Source organism: Priestia megaterium NBRC 15308 = ATCC 14581, from assembly GCF_000832985.1.
Taxonomy (GTDB): domain Bacteria; phylum Bacillota; class Bacilli; order Bacillales; family Bacillaceae_H; genus Priestia; species Priestia megaterium.
In genome coordinates this window covers 147,856-165,995 of sequence record NZ_CP009921.1, presented here as the reverse complement: position 1 = coordinate 165,995, position 18,140 = coordinate 147,856, and the positions used below count along the sequence as shown (strand labels likewise).

Sequence of the window (18,140 nt, the reverse complement as noted above, 5' to 3'; positions counted from 1 at the left end):
AATAGCTCTGGTAAAAACACTCTAATCCAAAAAAGCACCCTGAAAGGATGCTTAATAGTTAGCCTGTAAAACTTCAATTTTTTTCTTGAGTTTTTGGCTTTCTTCCTCTAATTCAATGATTCTATCTTGGAGTTCTTTATTATCCCAGTTATTTTCTAGCTCTTCAGATAATTCCATTCGCTTTTTATGGATTTCAATTCGTTGTTTAGCCATCTCTTCTACTTCTTTATTTAATTGTAATTGTTCATATGGATTCATTGTATTCCCCCCCTTTATAGTCTATGATTTTTACTTTCAACATCAGAAAACAAATCCCTTTAAAATAAAGTCCATTGGGGGCACTTCGAACCAAGGGCTCGTTTACTTTTCGCCTTGATGATTTATACAGCATTTTATATATCGTTGATTTATTAAAGTTTCTCTTAATTGTTTCAATCTTTAAATCTTATATATAAGTTCTTTAAAAAACATTCTCACTGAAAGACGTAAATCGTAATTATAAAATACGCAATAACTAAAGTTAGTATAGTACCTCCATTAATTAATGTAAATCTAATTAAAAGTTTGTTTCTTACTTCTTTTCTATAGGATGCATTATGATAAGCTTGAGTATTGTTAATATAGATTTGGGCAAGCACCTTTAGATTTTTCAAAAAAACAACGAGTGCAAAAACAAATAATAACATCACTAAAAGACTAATCCTTATAATATCCAAATTTCAATATTATCCCTTCCTAATAAACACTTATTCAATGTTTTTTTCTCTATTGTTTGATTCAACAATATCTTGTGTAGTCCAGGGTGAATAACTATACACCCTAATTCATCTACTTTTGAAACAATATCAGTTGTTTTCATTAGTTTACTCACCCTACTTTTTATGCTTTAGATTTATCCTATCCATCAATTGAAACATCAAGCATACTCAATAGTTCAAAACTCTCATGAGCTACTGTAATGATTGTCAGGGGAACCCCTGTAAGCAAAATAGCGTTAAATAACCTGTTTCTTATAAGAGATATAAATAAAAACAGTGCTAATACTATAACAATAGCCTGAGGCAATTTATTTCTCCTTATTTAATCTCAATTAAAATTTTAGGCCCACCCGCAAATTTATCTACTTAATAAGAAATCCAAGAATCTGCCCTATTACAATCAATGATACAAATATCTGACTACCCTTTATCAATCGCATGTTCACAACGCTGCCGTTTTGGAATATTTATCAGCTGGAAAGTAGACCACTTCATCATAGGATTTGATACTTTCTTCTGGTGAAGAGAATAAATCTTTTAAGTTAATGTTTTCTACGTCAGTCACATAAGCTATAATCAACAAAATAAAAATAATCCAGTATATGATTCTTTTCAATCCTAAAACTCCCTTATTAAAAACGGTGTTATGAGAAGCACTCAGAATTGCAATAAATAAACAATTATCCACGAAATAAAGGGTAATTTCCTCTTTCGGCTTCTCAGCAACAACATTTTAACCATTTACTGTCTTCTTTTTCGTGATTTTTAATTTCTTTAAAAAAGGTAAATATCGAAGTCTGTTAGTGAGTTCATTTTTAATCTTTTGGTAAACCATTAAGTCATTAGAAGAAATATTAAATACTATACTTTGTATTTTTTGAGGATAAAACCTCATCTCATTATCTTCGTAGCAGGATTGAAAGAGACATTTGATTTCCAGTATAGATGAATTATAAACAGCCTCACTTATTTGTATCGCAATCCAAAGATTAGCTGTTGATATATGATACATATAACAGTTCTCTTTTTCTAAAACTTCTTTCCATATTTTTTCAATCTTTAAACCTTGTTTTAAATCGTCCATTACTTGCAGTGTTGTAGAAATACGGGTCTGCGTATCTACAACATTGAATTCTATATGTTTTATGAAATTTTCTGTATCTACAATATCATTAGATTTAACATAAAATTCTTGCTTTAAATCGTTAATTTCTTCTTCTATTATTTCTTTTTGAGAAAGTAAAGAATTTATTTTTTTTAATTCATTCATCTTAAATATATTAAAGACACGTTCTATAAATGAACTTTTCTTTTCCAACATGTTTTTAACCGTTACCAGTTCATCTTTTTTATTATTGAGTTGTACAATTAATCTTTCTTTTTCATTTACATTTCTATCTCTAACTTTTATTCTGTGCTCTTTTTCCTGTAGGAGCTCTTCTCTTTTCATAATAGTTTGTTCTATCTGTTTTTCTAATAAAGGGATATTTTCCTGATTCTTTAAATAGTAGGAGAAGTCTTCACCATTAGCAGTAGTCTTCACTGCCTTGTGGGCTGATAAAGTATCCGTAATTATAGGTTCGACTCGCTTTAAGTCAATGACAGGGAGCGTAAAAGGACATGGCCCATTTTCTTCCAAGTCAAAAAACACAATCTGATTTAGTAAAGAAAATAACTCCATCTGTGAGAAAGTTTTATTATTCCGAGTTCTACCGTAACATCCAATATTACGATTTTCTAAACACTTTAAATCCCCTTCATGATAGATATGATCAGGAGACACGGAGAGTCTGAATGAAGGAAGAGGTGTGTTTTCTTTTTCTTTAAAAATAATATTTATATAACCACCGTTATTTCGATTTTCTACTTTTTTTATAACTCCGGTAACAATTAAAATAGTCTCTTGATGATTTTGAACTATCTTTTTTGCTTCAGATGAAGAAAATAATATATCTTTAATTTTCACATTGTTATCGTCCTCTGTCTTAACTATTAATTCAGTCCATGCATTGTTATAACGGTTATAAATCCCCTGCAAAGCTCCAAATGATTGATATTGTTTACGTTCTGTACTATCTCTCTTATCTGTTGAAAATCTATTATTCTTAGTTCTTTTTGATTGGGTCTTTTTTAAAATAGTAAGATGAGGTACCCCTTTTGGATCGACATCTATGCAATCAAAACCATTAGAAATATTTTTCAAATAGCCTGTGGGATCATTGAAGCAGCAGCCTACATTATGTTTATTTTCTTCGTTTTTCTCATTTAGATGTCGAAGTCGAAAATACGTCCCTCCTACCTTAGTATTATCAACATGAGTTAATAAGGGAATTTCGCCTTTGTTAGGATCATTTCCATGTACCTCTTTCCATTTTAAATAACAACCATAGCAATAAAAGGAATCTTTAATATCTTCATATTCTTGGCTATTGTACCCATATTTTTCTCTAATCCTTAGGACGCGTTCAGCCGTTTCTCTTTCCCATCTACTTCCGTTCTCTCTTATGGCATATTGCATCGAAGTAACAAAACCCATTATAAACACCCTCTTTATTAATAACCTTCTATTTTATAGAAAGGATTCCCTTTATAATTTTTCTTTTTGCAAGCCATGTTAATTGAAACCATTTTTACTAGCCGATATCCATTCAGATATTTCATCAAAAATATTCTGAACTTGTTCTTTATTTAAAACTTCAACTTTTTCCCAAACGATGGAGAGATATTCCTCTAAGTGATTAGGATATGAAAGAGATTCAGTAACAAGGGCTTTATAAAATAATGGATTACCCCCTTTATCTACTTCACCTTTACATCTATAATTTTCAAATTCCCATCCTCTTTTTGTTTTTTTAAACTGATAAAGGTCCTTATCCTCCCATTGAGGACTGTAAATCTGCATTTTGAATCTAGATGTACTACTCAATTGTAAATACCTCCTCAAAAATATAATTTTAATAAGGCACTTTTTATCTTTACCCTTTAAACATATATTTTATTTACATTTTTCACCGTAATTTTGGCAGTTCTAATTACCTCATTCCCATAGAGCTCACCTCTATTTTGATACTTATATTTTTTCACTTTTACGAGCTTTATTACTCCCGATAAGAGGTAGTATGATAAGGAAAATACATATAATATATGGTGTAAAAGCAGAAAAATACTGCCTCTTCCCAGTTAAAAGAGGCAGTATTTTTCTATTCGTTGAATGGTAGTCGTTAGGTGACGCTCTATTGCATCTCAGATAGTTTGCTCCAAATATAAAATTTTAAACATTTTATTAAGTAAAAAGAGCTCAGCATACTAGGATCTTTTGCTAGATAAAGCATTATCTTTTACATATATTTCATAATGTCCATTTATATAACTAGTTACCTTTAGATTAAGCAAAAGGGCTTTTAGGTTAACTAGTTCAGAATCTAATTCGCAATCTCTTGCCATATCTTCAATCTTCTTTTTGATTATTTGTATATTATTTTCTAAATCAGTTACCGTTTTTTCACTGTATTGGAAGGGAACTTCATCTACAACTTCTGTAATTAATTGATTCTGTCCTTCGTATTCTGATTTCCCTTTAATTGCAGCCTGTTTTCCAATCAATACAGCCTGCTCTTTTATGTCTGACAGAAGAATCATTAAACCAATTCGTTTACTCATAGGAATATGCTGCTTATCAAAAATAGAGATAATTTTTGTTTGATAGTCATCCATAGTGGTATGAAGTTGATGTTTTGCTTCTCGGATTACTTCTTCCTGATTTTTAATAAGTATCATTTAAGGATTCTCCTATAATATCCATGTATATCCTAACTATGGTTATTAGGTTATTTTTTTCTGATGAAAGAAGAAAACAAATCTTTAAAAAATAAAGACATGTTTCTTTTAAAATTCTAATCTAATTTAATACTTTACCCTTTGAGTTGAAAAATAAACACAAAAAAGTAACTAATTATTATAGAAATAATGAAAGAATGAATATATGGCTACCGATAACGGTGATTGCACCAACTAAAGATGTATATGAAATTCGTTTGCATTTTATTCATCCAAATTGGATAAGAACATTTATTCTAAAGTATCTATAGTTAAATTTAAACCAAGAAGTGCTTGCTCTAGATTTGCTTTTATCGTTATTTCGCTAAAATCAATTCCTAGTTGAATCATCGTCTGGGCAACTTCAGGCCGGATACCAATTAATATTGTTTTTACCCCAAGAAGACCTAATGCGTCTACAATTTTAAAAATTTGATGGGCAACCATGGTATCTACAATCATCACTCCGGAGAGGTCAAATAGCAAATGTGATAATTTTAGTTCATTTGCTTTCTTTAATGTTTCCTCTAGTAAAAGTGTTGCTCTTTCTGGATCTACCTCTCCAATGAGAGGGAGTATAGCAATACCTTTGGTGATTGGAACCACCGGTACAGATAATTCAAGGAAAGCACTCTTTGCTTTTTTTAGTGTTTCTTGATGAATATTTACATACGTCAAACTAAAAACATAAACAGCTTTATCTAATAAAGGGTCAATGATAGTGATTAATTCAAATATTGTGTCTGTAGGTATATTATGATTTTTTATTTCTTCTTTAAGGACTTCCCATATGAATTTTCGGTAATAGGTCGTATCTTCTAAAGCCTCACTCAGAGAAATACCTAGATTTGATGCAAATTCTCCTGACTCTTTTGCCCATTTCACTATTTGATTAACAATTATTTTTTGATCCGTTTTTTCCATGAGAGCCTGCCCAAAATAACTGATGAAGTTTGCTCTTAATTCAATAATTTCTTCTTTTGTAATATTGACGTCTTTTACCTCTTTAAGGTCATTCATTCTATTCGTGTGTACCATTTGTGCAATTTCATATCTTTTTTCTAAGATTTTTTCTCCTAGAAAGTGCAAATTATCCATTTCTAATTAACCTCTATTCTTTAGCCGTTTAGATTGCTATTTTTGTTTTTAATTTTGAAAGATAAATTTTTAAAAGTTTTTAACCTGTCCTCTAAGCTACTTCTTAAAATAATATTTAATATTAATAGGGTAAATGTGAGTAAAGATGCGATGAAAAATATAGGCGTAAAAACAGGAACAAAAATAAATACAGCAATTACTGCAATAATAGTGAAGGTTAAAAAATTAAGCATTTGCTTATTTAATTTATTTGTTCTTTCTAAAAGATTTTCATTTCTCTTTATATACTCTTTAATTTTTTCTGGACTCTTCGCAATATAGTCCCTTTCTAGTTTTTTATTCATCCTACTAATTCCTTGAAACACAATAATAATTATTAAGGCTACGATAAGAGATATAATAACGTAATTTGGCATTTAAACATCCTTCTGTTCTTTTTTCATTAAGGTGTGCTCCTGATAAAGTAATCTAGATAAAAAATACCATCCACAACAATAAAAATAATTGGTCCTACAATATAATCTAATATTTTTGATTCCCCTATAGTTTTTCCATTAGCAAACACGAATAAGAAAAATCGTATGATCGAATAAGAAAGAAAATATACAAAAAGTGAAAGTATTGGATAAAAAACAAAAAACCAAAGTACTGCTATAACAAGATTTGCTTGACTATTGTCACCGAACATAGAATTAAATTCCGTTACCCCCTGTTTATGGTAAAACAGAAGCATCAAAGCCATCCCACCAAAAACTGTACTAAAAGCTGGCCATCCTTTAGGTAAATCAATTTTTTTAGAGATTACAAGTTGATAACCAAAAAGCAAAAAAGCTGCTAAAATACCTATCATAAAGAACCAAAAAGCACTATCCATAAAAAATACCTCCTTGATTTTTATAGAGCTATTAGAAGCGTCCAAACTTGCAATGAATGGGTGTTTTGCCTCGATTTCCAGCAGATATATCAATAAAAAAAGTACCCCATTGGATACTCTATAGTCATTACCCTAATTCTTTTTCTTGCTGTTTTAGTAACTTACTTTCCATTTCTAATTGTCTCATTCTTCTTTGAAGTTCTAAATTCTCCAATTCTTTCTCTAATTCCGAAGATAACTTAATCCTTTCCCTAGCATTCTCCATTAATTTTCTAGTAATTGCTATTCTTTTTTCATTTTCATAAAATTGATCTTTTAGATTCATATTTACAGCCCCTTCCCGATAACTTGCTACGTTCGACACTTGAAAGAAAAAAACCTTTAATTCAGATGGACAGTAACCATGTACTAAACACAGAGGTAAAAAGCTCAGCCTATAGTTTTGGGAAATGCTAGGATTTTTACTCATATGGAATGATAACATTTTGAATTTTATCATTTAATATTAAGAATAATCATCAACATTTTTCATTAAGAATAACTTTCTTTAATAAACTTCTGTAGTATTTATAAAAGGATTGGGAGCATTTAAATGTTCGAAGATGATTTTATCATTAAAACGATTTATGATTTAAATAGTAAGGAAATAGAAAAGGAAAAATAATCATTTGTCATCAACAAGCACAAAGGATAAAATTCATGATTTTTATGAACTGAACTGCTTTTTAAAATTAATTTCTCATCTTATAAATAAACTATCCTTCTTTTACACATTTTAACTTTATAAAATGTAAAGGAGTTGCATACAATGGCAAACAATAAAAATAGCAATACAAATGAACTATTAGTATATGGTGCTCAACAAGCAATTGACCAAATGAAATATGAAATCGCTAGTGAGTTTGGTGTCAATCTTGGTCCTGATACAACGGCCCGTGCAAATGGATCTGTAGGTGGAGAGATTACAAAACGTCTTGTGCAAATGGCGGAACAACAACTTGGTGGCAAAAACATCCGATAATAAGATCCTTCTAACTGAACGTATACTAAAGGAGAAATGGGTTCCCATTTCTCCTTTTCTTGTTGTAAAACATTTTTCTACACTTAGAAAAGAACTTATGTTTGGCCTTTTCACAAAACATATGCTATATTTTTAATCTACATATTCTATATACGAAAAGATGAGGTATTATCTATGAAAAAAGCTGAATTGATTGAGGCAGTTGCTTCAAAGTCAGAATTAACAAAACAAGAGGCAAAAAAAGCTGTAGAAGCGTTATTTGAAACCATTACTACGACCCTTGCCAAAGGTGAAAAAGTTCAACTAGTAGGATTTGGCACATTTGAAGTACGTGAACGTGCAGAGCGTACAGGTCGTAACCCTCAAACAGGAGAAGAAATAACGATTCCAGCAACTAAGGTTCCAGGTTTTAAAGTAGGAAAAGAATTAAAAGAAGCTGTTAAATAAAGAGTGTTTACCATAAGTATCCAGAAAACACTTCTAAAAATTTTAGGTTATTTAATTTATAAAAGATCAAAAGGTGTACAAACGTACACCTTTTTCATGATTTAATGACCTTATTCTGTTTGAGCCGATCCATCTTCAATCTGATTTTCAAACTGTTTTCGGTGAACCCGAACAAAAGAAGAAATTTTACTGTAGTAATGTTTTTCCACTTCATCATAAGGTATCCATATTTCTTTTTTCATGATGAGATCATATACTTCATCTAGAATTTGATCTCGTTTATTTGGACGCAGTTTGACATTTGGATACTTGATCATTTTAATATATCGGTCTCTTAGTTCATTTGTAATCCATTCTTTCTGCTTTTGCTTTAATGCTGAAAATTTTTTATTGGTTTGAATGAGACGACCATTTTGATAAGTATGGTTCTTCATATAGATTTTCCCCTTTTCTCCCGATTCTCCTATAAAATCACTGAATCTTCCTTTACCTAGTAACATTTTTCTTGAATTGTTCTTTCACATAGGTACAATTTCGTTTATGCTCACGAGAAAAGAAATGATCATGCTTATAATGTACTTTTACTTCACAAGAGGGACAGAGAAAAAAACCTCTTTTTGCTCTGTCTTGACTCACCTCATGAGCATAGAACTCTCCCGTAGCTTCAAACATCCATACATGTTTAGCCTTTTCAATCTTTGCGCGCATATTATACTCTCCTCTCACCATATTTTTCATCTATTTCTATCATAAGGGGTATATGGTAAAGAGACAAAATAAAAAGCAGTATTCCCATGCTATTTGCGCATGAGAATACTGCTTTTTGATTATTTTTCTTTTAAATCATAACCTTTGAACTCATAACCGTACACGCTCGTCAACTCTACAAAACTCTTATACGAATAGGTAATCGCAACCGGTGTACCTACTTGAACCTTATCATACAACTTTTCAACAGAAGCATTATGCATTCTCACACAACCTTGGCTCACATATTTTCCAATGCTGTTTTCATTACTATTGCCATGAATGCCATACGTATCGCCATATGTGTTATTGGCATTCAACCCTAACCAACGTTTCCCTAATGGGTTTCGGGGATCTCCGCCAGGAATATGTCCTGTATAATAAGGACGATTTTTAATTTTATTGACGATTTTAAAGAACCCAACCGGTGTTTTCTCCCATGTCTTACCTGTAGCAATGGGATCCACCATTTCTAACTTTCCATCGTGAAAATAAGCAAGCTTATTATATTATATTTAGGTTAGACAAGTAAAACTGTTGAAAATAAAAAGCCCTCACATTTTAGATATGTCTAATATGTGAGGGCTTAACTTTATAACTTTGTAAAGTAATCGGTGAGCTTTTCATTTTCTTTTTGGCGCAACTCTCTATTTTCTTTTTCTAATTGTTGATTTTTTTTCTCTAACTTTTCAATTCTTCTTTTGAGGGAAGAGATGACCGCGTTCTGATTATTTTCATCCCGTTTAATTCTATCATCCACAAATGCTTTTTCTTGTTGATTTCGCAAGAAATCAATGCGCTCTTTGAGTTCTATATGATTGTATAGGGTAGCTTTCGCTACACCTGCTTCTTTTGCCACACTATTAAAGTTTATTGCTTTAGAACTCTTTATAAGACGTTTAATAGCCTCCTCAACTTTATCTTTAGTTGCTTGTTTTCGCTGTTTATGTAGTTGCCGTAGTTGCTCCTCACGTTCAAAATTAGCCATGTTTAACACCTTTCTTCTGTTTTCTTTCTAACTGTTTCTTCACACGTTCAAATTTTCCAAAAATTACATTCCCACCCTTGATTGTTTCATAAATGCTCTGGTATCTCTCCAAGTTTTTTTCATTAGCTTTGACCATATCTTCGCGACCATATTTTTTGGAGGCTTCAATCCACTTTGTAGTGGTTTCTATTAGAAGTTCATACTTTTTAACGTCAAAACTCGTCATACCTACAGCTAAATCAAAACAAGGCTTTCCATCGTTGGCTGTGAGACAAGGAGGTTCTGCTGCTAATGGGCAGTTTCCTTTCACTCTAGCACGACAAGTTCCGTAGGGGTTGTCCAAAGCGTTTAGCTTTTCATCTTTCCACATCATATCTAGAATGTCTTCAGGGATATCTTCTGTTTCAGATACTTGATGAATTTCCCCATTTAGGTTAAAGGAAAATACACCTTGCTTAACCACCTTTTCAAACGCTTTCCGTTTTGTATCGTCCAATAAACGGGCGTATCGCAGGGTCATTTCAGGCGAGGCATGAGCTAGTAATTCCTGGACGGTTAAAATGTCAGCGCCACCATTCAACATCTTGACCGCATATGTATGTCGAAATTGGTGTGATTTGAAATGGAATACATTGCCCACTTCGTCAGTAATGTTCTTTTCGAAAGCTAGTTTTCCAAGTTGATCTCGTACCCAAAACTGGGAAAATGGTTTTCCCTTACGGGAACCTTTGTACCGAACGAAGATGTATTTATTAGGGTTGTTATCATCGTTACTGAGTTCCTTGGATTTATGGATTAAAACGGCAATCATATTTGCTAATTGGTCGTCAATCGGGATTTTATGACCATTCACATATATTTTTTCAATATCGGTTTGAATAGAATATTTGCCATTTAACCGAACCAAACACTCCTGTGTTAATCCTAATGTATCGCTGATACGCAATCCAGTTTTAAAAGCAATCCACACGACAGGTTGTACATCTGAATGAAGGTCGTTTATATTGTCAAATAATTGCTCTAATACATAGTCAGGAATGTAATCAATAGTATCATCTGATTTCTTATCAAGAGAAGGATAATCCTCAGAGTAAAGTAACTTTGTAGTTGATTTCTTAGGTGCAATACTGTAATCGTAACGCTGGGTATCTCTTAAAAATGAATAAGTGCACTCCACGTTTATATATATAAATTTATCCGGGTTGGCATTTCTATTCTTTAAGTTATTTTGGGCATAATGATGAAGAAACTCTACATACTTTTCTATATGCTGTCTTGTAAGATCTTTTAAATCATCCCATTCAGGTTCTAATTCATTAATAAAATTAAAGAACTTGGGAACCCATCTCACATAATTTTGAGCAGTTGACCAAGAAAATTTCCTGCCACCTAGTAATCTAGTTTTAATATATTTTTTTAAATATTGTCTAAAAGTAACATTTTCAATTTTTGTGAAATCAATATAATAAAGTGGTAGTGAGGCGTTGTAATCTACTCCATAATTGGCATTTAACACCCTAACATCCCATCTATCTTTTCCCCATTCCTCACGGGTATCGGTTAGATTAAATAATTTCTCATATATGGAACGGAAGAAAGTCGCTATTGGTGTTTTAGTCTCAAATTCACCATACTGCACACTTTTTCTTGCTAGGGTTGTTTTTACACCTTTGTTGTTCAACCACCAAATCCACTCTTTCTCAGTTTTCTCAACGTCCAAATCAAGGAGAGAATAGAGGTGAGAATGTTTTTCGTTAAGAAATAAAACTAATTTGTTTAGGAATGTTTTGTAAGTATGAAAAAAGCTGTTTAAACTCCATTCATCGTTAAACAACTTACAATAATAAACAAATTTAAGTTCTAAGCCAATAGTTTTGTTTTCGGTTGGAAACTTTTGATTCCTACTAGGAACTTTGTATCTGTTGAAGCTTTCCTCAAAGTTAGGGATGTTACCAATATCATTTACATTCCAAATATCATTGACTAAAAAGTAATCATTATTCACGACTCTCCTTGTTACTTTTCCATCAGGAGATATATCCTTAACCTCGTAAGAGGAGAGAGTAGATGTGATTAAGTTCCAATATTCATTTTTTGTAATTGCATTGTTTGCTATGATTTTATCCAATAAATTGCCTCCTAAAATTCTAACTAGCTTCTAAAAAGGAACTGCTTCGTCAGGGATATTTGATTGAAAGTCTTCCATGTTTTCTTGCCCAATCTCAAATGCATGGGCGGCTTTCTCCCAATCCTTTCGGATTTCATCCTCAGAGGGGTGAATGTATAGGTTCATCGTGGTTTGAATTTGGGCGTGACCTAAACGTTCTTGTACCAGCTTGATATTTTTGGTTTGAAGATAATAAATTGTAGCATGAGTGTGTCGAAACATATGCGGGGTAATATGTATACCTGTTTTTCTTTCAAGCTCTTTAAAGGTCGCATAGACATCGGAGTAGGTGAGGGGGTCTCCAGCATTCTTTCCCCAAATCTTCACAAACACAAAATTATGGTCCGGGTTATATTCATCAACCACTTCGTACAAATAATCGTCGTATAGGTTCATGAAACCCTGAGAGATGTCTAATTTTCGCTCTCCAGTCTTCAATTTACCTCCGTTTGGCAATTCACCTCTATTGGTCAGTTGGATTTTGTGCTTTCTTTGTTTAGCATCGAATTGAAGATCTTCAAGAAACAGGGAGAGAACCTCTCCGATACGCAATCCACTTTCAAAAAGCAACCGCACAAGAAATTTATCTCTTATATTTGTAGTAGAATAATAGATTTCTTCGACTTGTTCTTTCGTAAATACTTGGACGCGTTTCCTGGGTTCCTTCAGCTTTAGAATATTTTTAGAGATAGGTTTCCCTCCATTTACATGGTGTAAGAAACCCTTGTACCCATTCCCACCAGCACCAATGAACATCTTCTTCATAAGCTTTTCAACCATGTCTGAGTCCACTAAATCATTTCTGTATAAGTAATCATAAAATGATGCCACGACCGTAAGGTAATTGTTTACTGTGCTTTCCCTGCGTTTAGCTTTTACTGTTTTATGGAGTACAACGTTATTGTTTTCATAGGGATTTCTAAGCCAAACAACGAAGTTAGATAACTTTTCAAAGCTCACCTGTTGATAATCAATTCCTGTTTGCTCCAAGTATGTAAAGTAAAATTTCAAAGCCGTACAGTACGTCTGTAAAGTATTACTGCTCCTCTCACTGTTGTATAGGTATTTCATATACTTTGCAACAGGTTCAACAGGTAATCCACTTGTACCAATTAGAAGATATGCCTTTCTATTACCAACAGATATTTCTTCTACTCTCATGAAAACGCCTCCCACATAATGTTATCTAGTTATCGTTATTTCTTTAAGATCCTCGAACCTAACGGTTCTGCGGAGTGCTGTCCTCGCACCGAGGCTTTGTCCTCCACTTAAAACCAAACTAACACTCTTATCTACAATCACATTTTATACATATTAAACTATTATTTCAATATTCATTTTTCTAATCTATTATGTAAATAAAAAAGGATAGTTAGACCACATAGCAGACTAACTATCCTATGAATTATTACCTTAATTTAAGTTATAGTATTTGTTAATGATAATTAAATCTTGATTGGCTGGTTTGTTTGCTGCTTCTGCTTTTCCTCCATTAACTCCACACAATGCGGCCATTAGTAACGTAAGAACGGTCATTGATTTGATAAAGATGTTCTTCATAAAAGTAGCTCTCCCTTTTTTATATTTTTATAAGAAACGAAAAAAGCACCTTCCGTACAATGGAAAGATGCTTTCTCGTAACAATCATTTATGAATAAAAACCTATTAAATTATCGATTTTGACATGCAGAGAAATGCTCTCTGACGAAATTAACTTTTATTTCTCGTATAATTGCCCATTCGATGCAAATTTCAGCGTTCTAAAAACCGTCTATTTCTTTGCTACTACCGTTACTTATTTATTTTTTCGGTATGACGACAAGAAGGAAAAGACGAACAGCCAAAAAAGCGACCTTCTTTTTCTTGGTGCACTACTAATTGCTTACCACACGTTGGGCACTTACGCGCTTCCGGTGTGACATTTTCATAGATTTCTTTTGCCTCGAACGTGGGGTTAATAGCACAAATGAGCTCTTGCAGATCCTCACGTTCAACCAACTTTACACCACATGCAGCTGCCAACTCTTTGGCTTGTTTGGTGAAATAACTATTCGTCACCACCCATGCTTGGTTAGCTCGATAATAGGCTTTCGCCCCGTATACCTCTTGCACAGCTGATAAACTGACTCGATTTTTGTAGCCGTATCGTTTCGCTTGAACCACAATTTTTTCATCTCTCTCCATAATTAAATCAGCGCCAAAGTCACCAGACTGCTTTGTTACTTCTGGATGATAGCCTAAATGTCGAAAAAGAACTTGTAGATAAATTTCAAATTGCCGCCCATCCATTTTATCAATATACGGCATATCAGCTTTTAATAAGGCCTTCTGCTGTTTACGCGTTCGAAGAACCTGATAAAGAAAAAGCAAGCTTTTAAATACAAGAACAAAAACAAGAAAACATCCGATGCTGATAATAAAATTATCCATTCATGGAACGCTCCTGTTCGTTGGGTTTGGTTCGCGAAGAAGAAAAGTATTTGGAAAATGGCTTTTCTTTCGCTCCTTTTTTCAGCTCATCGTTCCAATCCTTGCCTGTAGACGGTAGTTTCTTTTTAATGAGATCGGCATTGACGATTTGTTTCATTTTCTTGATAAATTCCTTTCCTCCTTGGTCATGATCCACAGCTAAAATCAATTCCTTAATGGGAAGTCCTTCACGCCGAGCTGTAAGATACGACTGCGCAACGGTTTTCGGTTTTAACCCATTCATACTAATAAGGCGTGTATTCTGCAATCCCTTTCCTTGTATACTCCAATAGGAAAGTAGATCAATCGGACTTTCAAAAAAATGAATGCTCGTCGGCTTTCCTACATCAACAGAAAAGCCCGTATGAGGGTTATCATTGGGCAGAACTTGTTTAAAGGAACCACGCTTATTTTTCATCGGCACTGTTCCTTGTCGATCCGTCCCAATGACTTTCCCCTTGCCTCCCTGTTCTCGCCATTTAAATACCACATTATTGCGTTTGTCTTGGGCAATTAAATCCTTTTGAAAGAGCCAATGAACGAGCCGAGGATCAATGTGCCGTTCCTTAATGAGATACTCTTTTGCTTTCGTTTGATCCTGTACCTCTAATTCCTTTGGATATCGAAAAGGCTCTTTTGATGTTGAAACTGATGGTTGCTCATGAGAATGAGCAACTTCTTTATAGTCGCCTTTATTAATATCTAAGACAGCTTGTGGGAATGACATCCCGTAATACATTTGCGCGAAACTGATGGCTCCATACCCTGTCTCATTTCGGCTATTCCATGCGTACATGTTCCCTTTAATCAGCAGACTATCATGCTTGGTATGGCGGTAATACTGTCCTTCTTTGACAAACGTTTCGCCTTTGGCTTCCAAATACGACAACAAATCGACGTCTCTGGCTTTCATAGACTCCTCCTTTCGGACATAAAGGCGTTTTTCCATCTCACTCCCCCCCTCCTTTTCACCCTATGAAAAAAGAGAGGGGTTCATCCCTCTCTAGTTATTCCATCTTTTGCTTTTTTTAACGTTCTACTTTATGTGAATCTTGTTGTTTTGTCTTAGAATGTGCACCATTTTTCCGTGCGAAAAATTTCACAAAGCCATTTTGTGATTTCTCTTCTTTTTTCTGTTGGTCATGATCCTTTTTCTCCGTATCTAGGGCTTTTTCCAATTTGGTTAGCGTTTCACGTTGCGAATCCGTCAAATCTAACCCTTTTAATTCCTTCAGCACTTCTTTTTTCAACTTATAAACCTTATCAAACGAATGCTTTTGTTCAAATTCTCTCATTTTGGCCAAACGGTGCTCTTTCTCTTGTGGTGTCTCTTCTTTCGCCTTTAGTTGAACAGCTACTTGTTTTTCCTGCTCTTCTTGCTTGGATGACTCTTTACTATTTGGTTTTTCTCGCATGATTCCTAACTGTGAAAGCATCTGTTGTTTATAGGCTGCTTGATACTGTGCCTCCTCAGGTGGCTTTTCCAACTCTTGAAGGATCTCTTGTTTGTAATCATCTTGGTAGTTTCCTTGTTCCTTCACTTGTTTTTGGTCGTAGTAATGAACGGATACACGAGACTCCATCGCATCCACTTGTTCTCTTGTAAACATGCCCTCTTTTAACGTGAGACCTTTTAACTGTACATAGTCTTTTTCGGCATTCACACGCTCCAACATACTTTCGACATGTTGGGGCTGTTCTTGCTCATGCGCCTCTAACAACTTTCGATAACTCACCTGTAACTGTTGGTCCCGATCTTGTGGCAGCACAGGGCTGACATCATGACTCTTTAAAAACTCAATGGTTGTGTCACTTTCATACGCTTGTTTTTGTCCTTTCTCATCTGTCGACACAAGTAAAACCTGCGGTTTTTCTTCTCCTAATGCTGATTGTGTTAAGTAGATCGCACCAGAAGGAATGTCTTGCAGCTGTTCACCACTGACATTCACCCATCCTGCCTCAATTTTTTCATTCTGTGGGTGTTTCATAAACGTTTTTAACGCTCGTTTATCCACAATAAGGGTATTAAATTGGTCATTTGAAAGAGATGTCACTTTTTTCATCGTTATTCCTCCATTTAAGTTTTATTTAGGCATAAAAAAAGAGCGTGTACGCTCGCTTATCTTTCCATTTCCTGTTCATCTTTTTTGTTTTTAACGGTACCTGTTCGTTTTTGAAAATACGGCTGATGCACCTTTTCATGATGTGTTTTGAAAGTAAGAGGCTCTTTTTGAATTTGACCATGTATAACTCCCTGTTCATCTTTCTTCGTCACGGAATCCATTTGATGCTCAAGTTTCACCACTTCTTCTTTCGTCATCCAACCATTTTTAATGACTTTGACTTGGGTTGAATAATAGGTTTCCTCAGCTCTCACACGTTCGAACACACTCTTTACATCGTCCGAGGATTCCTTCTGCTGTTTTTCTCTATAAGCCTCATATCCTTCCTTCAATTTTTTATGCACATTTTGAGGAGAAAGAGGTTCTTGGTCATCTGCCTCTCTTTCAAGAGACCGATTTTTTTCTCTTTCTTTCACTAAGGTATCTTCAATTGTTCCAATAAACTCAGCTGATGTTTCATGTACTTCTTTTAACAGGTTAGTTTTATCTTCAAAGGTTTTCCCCTTCGTCCAGTTCGACAGGTAATCGAGGGAGTACGAGCTCGTGTCGATTCCAAAGTAAGACGAAACGGTATAAGCTGTCATTTCAGCTTGAAACTCTTTTTCTGCCGCCGTATAGTTCATATGTGTTTCTTTTGTATGAAGCTTGGCATGTGTCAATTCGTGCAACAGGCTCTTCACATTTTGTTTTTCAGAGTTTCGAGGGTTGAGGGCTACTTCTTTTGTTAGGGTATAGCTCACACCCTTTGCGCTGCCTAGTTCTTCTTTTGGTGCAATAATGGAAATGCCATTCTTTTCAGCAATAGCTTCCATCCCTTTATAGAGTACCTTGTAGTCCTCCACGTTTCCTTCTAACCAACGATTCGGGAAAATCTTAGGTAAATCACTGGCTTTCACGTTCGTTTGACTGACATCAAACACATGGCCGACTGAAAAGTACAGTCGGCCTTGAGTCACTTCTTTTTTTCCATCTTGTATAAGCTTCTTCTCTTGAACATTCGCTTTATTAATCGACTTCCATTTTCCATTTTCATCTTTAAATTTAGGTACCGTTTTGTTTGGTACAAGAATTTTAATGCCCTTCTCTCCCTTATTGACAGAGAACCCTTTGTCTTTCCAAAACTTAAATGATCCAACAGCTTGGGCACCAAAAAACTGTTCTTGAATAAGAGCTGTGTTCGACATGGAATATTGATAAAACTTACCCATAAAAGATAAGTAATCCTTCAATTCTTCTGGTGAATGAAAATGCTGTTCGACGCGTTTATCCATGTCCTTAGTGAGCGCTTCAATTTCTTTTCGCTTCTCTTCAGCTGATTTTTTTACATATCCTTTACTCATGGTTCTCGTTCTCCTTTTGATAAGAGATTTCTTTTAATTCCTCTAATTCTTGTTGATCCCAAGGTTCATCTACTTCGACAAAGAGCTTCTTCGTTTTGATATTCATCGGGATCAACATATCACCTAGATGACTGATATATTGATGAAACTCCTTCGCTTCTTCTGGTGTAAAAAACACTTCCTCTTCTTGATCGCGATACTGTACAATCGCACTCTTTTCACCAATCGCTTTGATTGATACCAACACCACATCTTTTTGAAAAAACATATTTATTTCCTCCTTCTATTTCGT

The 18,140-nt window shown here is 34.1% G+C and carries 21 protein-coding genes and 2 pseudogenes; 2 read left to right on the top strand and 21 right to left on the bottom strand.

Translation table 11 applies throughout. From position 1 onward, the window contains the following. Positions 1-51 precede the first annotated feature (51 nt). The 10 genes from BG04_RS28315 to BG04_RS28270 all read right to left on the bottom strand — a co-directional run bounded on the left by BG04_RS28315 (position 52) and on the right by BG04_RS28270 (position 6,871). A complete protein-coding gene (locus BG04_RS28315; protein WP_034655714.1) occupies positions 52-258 on the bottom strand; it encodes a hypothetical protein in 207 nt (68 codons plus the stop codon). 445 nt (positions 259-703) lie between these two features. Next, a complete protein-coding gene (locus BG04_RS30705) occupies positions 704-859 on the bottom strand; it encodes a hypothetical protein (protein ID WP_155276317.1) in 156 nt (51 codons plus the stop codon). 341 nt (positions 860-1,200) lie between these two features. Then, entirely contained in the window at positions 1,201-1,374 is a 174-nt protein-coding gene (locus tag BG04_RS30700) for a hypothetical protein (protein WP_155276320.1), read from the bottom strand. 117 nt (positions 1,375-1,491) lie between these two features. Further along, positions 1,492-3,294, bottom strand: coding sequence for a transcriptional regulator (locus BG04_RS28300; protein WP_034656089.1), 1,803 nt, complete (start codon positions 3,292-3,294; stop codon positions 1,492-1,494). 78 nt (positions 3,295-3,372) lie between these two features. Beyond that, the gene (locus tag BG04_RS28295; protein WP_034656091.1) at positions 3,373-3,684 is read right to left on the bottom strand and encodes a hypothetical protein; all 312 of its coding nucleotides are present in this window, start codon (positions 3,682-3,684) and stop codon (positions 3,373-3,375) included. Between the two features lie 380 nt (positions 3,685-4,064). Continuing rightward, positions 4,065-4,535, bottom strand: coding sequence for a hypothetical protein (locus BG04_RS28290; RefSeq protein WP_034656093.1), 471 nt, complete (start codon positions 4,533-4,535; stop codon positions 4,065-4,067). 291 nt (positions 4,536-4,826) lie between these two features. Next, a complete protein-coding gene (locus tag BG04_RS28285) occupies positions 4,827-5,672 on the bottom strand; it encodes an STAS domain-containing protein (RefSeq protein WP_034656095.1) in 846 nt (281 codons plus the stop codon). Between the two features lie 20 nt (positions 5,673-5,692). After that, the gene (locus BG04_RS28280; RefSeq protein ID WP_034656097.1) at positions 5,693-6,088 is read right to left on the bottom strand and encodes a hypothetical protein; all 396 of its coding nucleotides are present in this window, start codon (positions 6,086-6,088) and stop codon (positions 5,693-5,695) included. Positions 6,089-6,114: 26 nt separating this feature from the next. Beyond that, positions 6,115-6,546: a hypothetical protein gene (locus tag BG04_RS28275; protein ID WP_034656099.1), complete on the bottom strand. Its 432-nt coding sequence runs from the start codon at positions 6,544-6,546 to the stop codon at positions 6,115-6,117. Positions 6,547-6,673: 127 nt separating this feature from the next. After that, positions 6,674-6,871: a hypothetical protein gene (locus BG04_RS28270; protein ID WP_034656101.1), complete on the bottom strand. Its 198-nt coding sequence runs from the start codon at positions 6,869-6,871 to the stop codon at positions 6,674-6,676. Positions 6,872-7,354: 483 nt separating this feature from the next. Here BG04_RS28270 and BG04_RS28265 point away from each other — a divergent pair, with 483 nt between their 5' ends. Both BG04_RS28265 and BG04_RS28260 read left to right on the top strand, forming a co-directional pair. Beyond that, complete coding sequence (locus tag BG04_RS28265) at positions 7,355-7,567, top strand: alpha/beta-type small acid-soluble spore protein (protein ID WP_034656103.1); 213 nt, start codon at positions 7,355-7,357, stop codon at positions 7,565-7,567. Positions 7,568-7,717: 150 nt separating this feature from the next. Then, a complete protein-coding gene (locus BG04_RS28260) occupies positions 7,718-8,014 on the top strand; it encodes an HU family DNA-binding protein (RefSeq protein ID WP_370511592.1) in 297 nt (98 codons plus the stop codon). Positions 8,015-8,124: 110 nt separating this feature from the next. On the opposite strand, the gene BG04_RS28255 is transcribed toward BG04_RS28260, so the two are convergent. The 11 genes and pseudogenes from BG04_RS28255 to BG04_RS28205 all read right to left on the bottom strand — a co-directional run bounded on the left by BG04_RS28255 (position 8,125) and on the right by BG04_RS28205 (position 18,116). Further along, positions 8,125-8,448, bottom strand: coding sequence for a hypothetical protein (locus BG04_RS28255; protein WP_034656109.1), 324 nt, complete (start codon positions 8,446-8,448; stop codon positions 8,125-8,127). Positions 8,449-8,841: 393 nt separating this feature from the next. After that, positions 8,842-9,249 (bottom strand): annotated as a pseudogene (locus tag BG04_RS28245) (L,D-transpeptidase); the annotation flags it as partial. 104 nt (positions 9,250-9,353) lie between these two features. Further along, positions 9,354-9,749 carry a DUF6262 family protein gene (locus tag BG04_RS28240; protein ID WP_034652919.1) on the bottom strand — a complete coding sequence of 132 codons (396 nt, stop codon included), beginning with the start codon at positions 9,747-9,749 and terminating at the stop codon, positions 9,354-9,356. Further along, a complete protein-coding gene (locus tag BG04_RS28235; protein WP_034652920.1) occupies positions 9,742-11,877 on the bottom strand; it encodes a tyrosine-type recombinase/integrase in 2,136 nt (711 codons plus the stop codon). The genes BG04_RS28240 and BG04_RS28235 overlap by 8 nt, the downstream gene beginning before the upstream one ends. 30 nt (positions 11,878-11,907) lie before the next feature. Then, positions 11,908-13,077 carry a tyrosine-type recombinase/integrase gene (locus BG04_RS28230; protein WP_041907505.1) on the bottom strand — a complete coding sequence of 390 codons (1,170 nt, stop codon included), beginning with the start codon at positions 13,075-13,077 and terminating at the stop codon, positions 11,908-11,910. Between the two features lie 252 nt (positions 13,078-13,329). Further along, positions 13,330-13,476 (bottom strand): hypothetical protein, encoded by a 147-nt coding sequence (locus BG04_RS30455; protein WP_175010236.1) that lies wholly within the window; start codon positions 13,474-13,476, stop codon positions 13,330-13,332. Positions 13,477-13,707: 231 nt separating this feature from the next. Next, positions 13,708-14,346, bottom strand: coding sequence for a restriction endonuclease (locus BG04_RS28225; RefSeq protein WP_034656069.1), 639 nt, complete (start codon positions 14,344-14,346; stop codon positions 13,708-13,710). Beyond that, positions 14,339-15,334 (bottom strand): toprim domain-containing protein, encoded by a 996-nt coding sequence (locus BG04_RS28220; RefSeq protein ID WP_034656071.1) that lies wholly within the window; start codon positions 15,332-15,334, stop codon positions 14,339-14,341. The genes BG04_RS28225 and BG04_RS28220 overlap by 8 nt, the downstream gene beginning before the upstream one ends. 79 nt (positions 15,335-15,413) lie before the next feature. After that, positions 15,414-16,448 (bottom strand): hypothetical protein, encoded by a 1,035-nt coding sequence (locus BG04_RS29180; protein ID WP_051975678.1) that lies wholly within the window; start codon positions 16,446-16,448, stop codon positions 15,414-15,416. Between the two features lie 299 nt (positions 16,449-16,747). Beyond that, positions 16,748-17,848 (bottom strand): annotated as a pseudogene (locus tag BG04_RS28210) (ArdC-like ssDNA-binding domain-containing protein); the annotation flags it as partial. Next, the gene (locus tag BG04_RS28205; protein ID WP_034656074.1) at positions 17,841-18,116 is read right to left on the bottom strand and encodes a hypothetical protein; all 276 of its coding nucleotides are present in this window, start codon (positions 18,114-18,116) and stop codon (positions 17,841-17,843) included. The pseudogene BG04_RS28210 and the gene BG04_RS28205, both read right to left, overlap by 8 nt. Between the last annotated feature and the right edge of the window lie 24 nt (positions 18,117-18,140).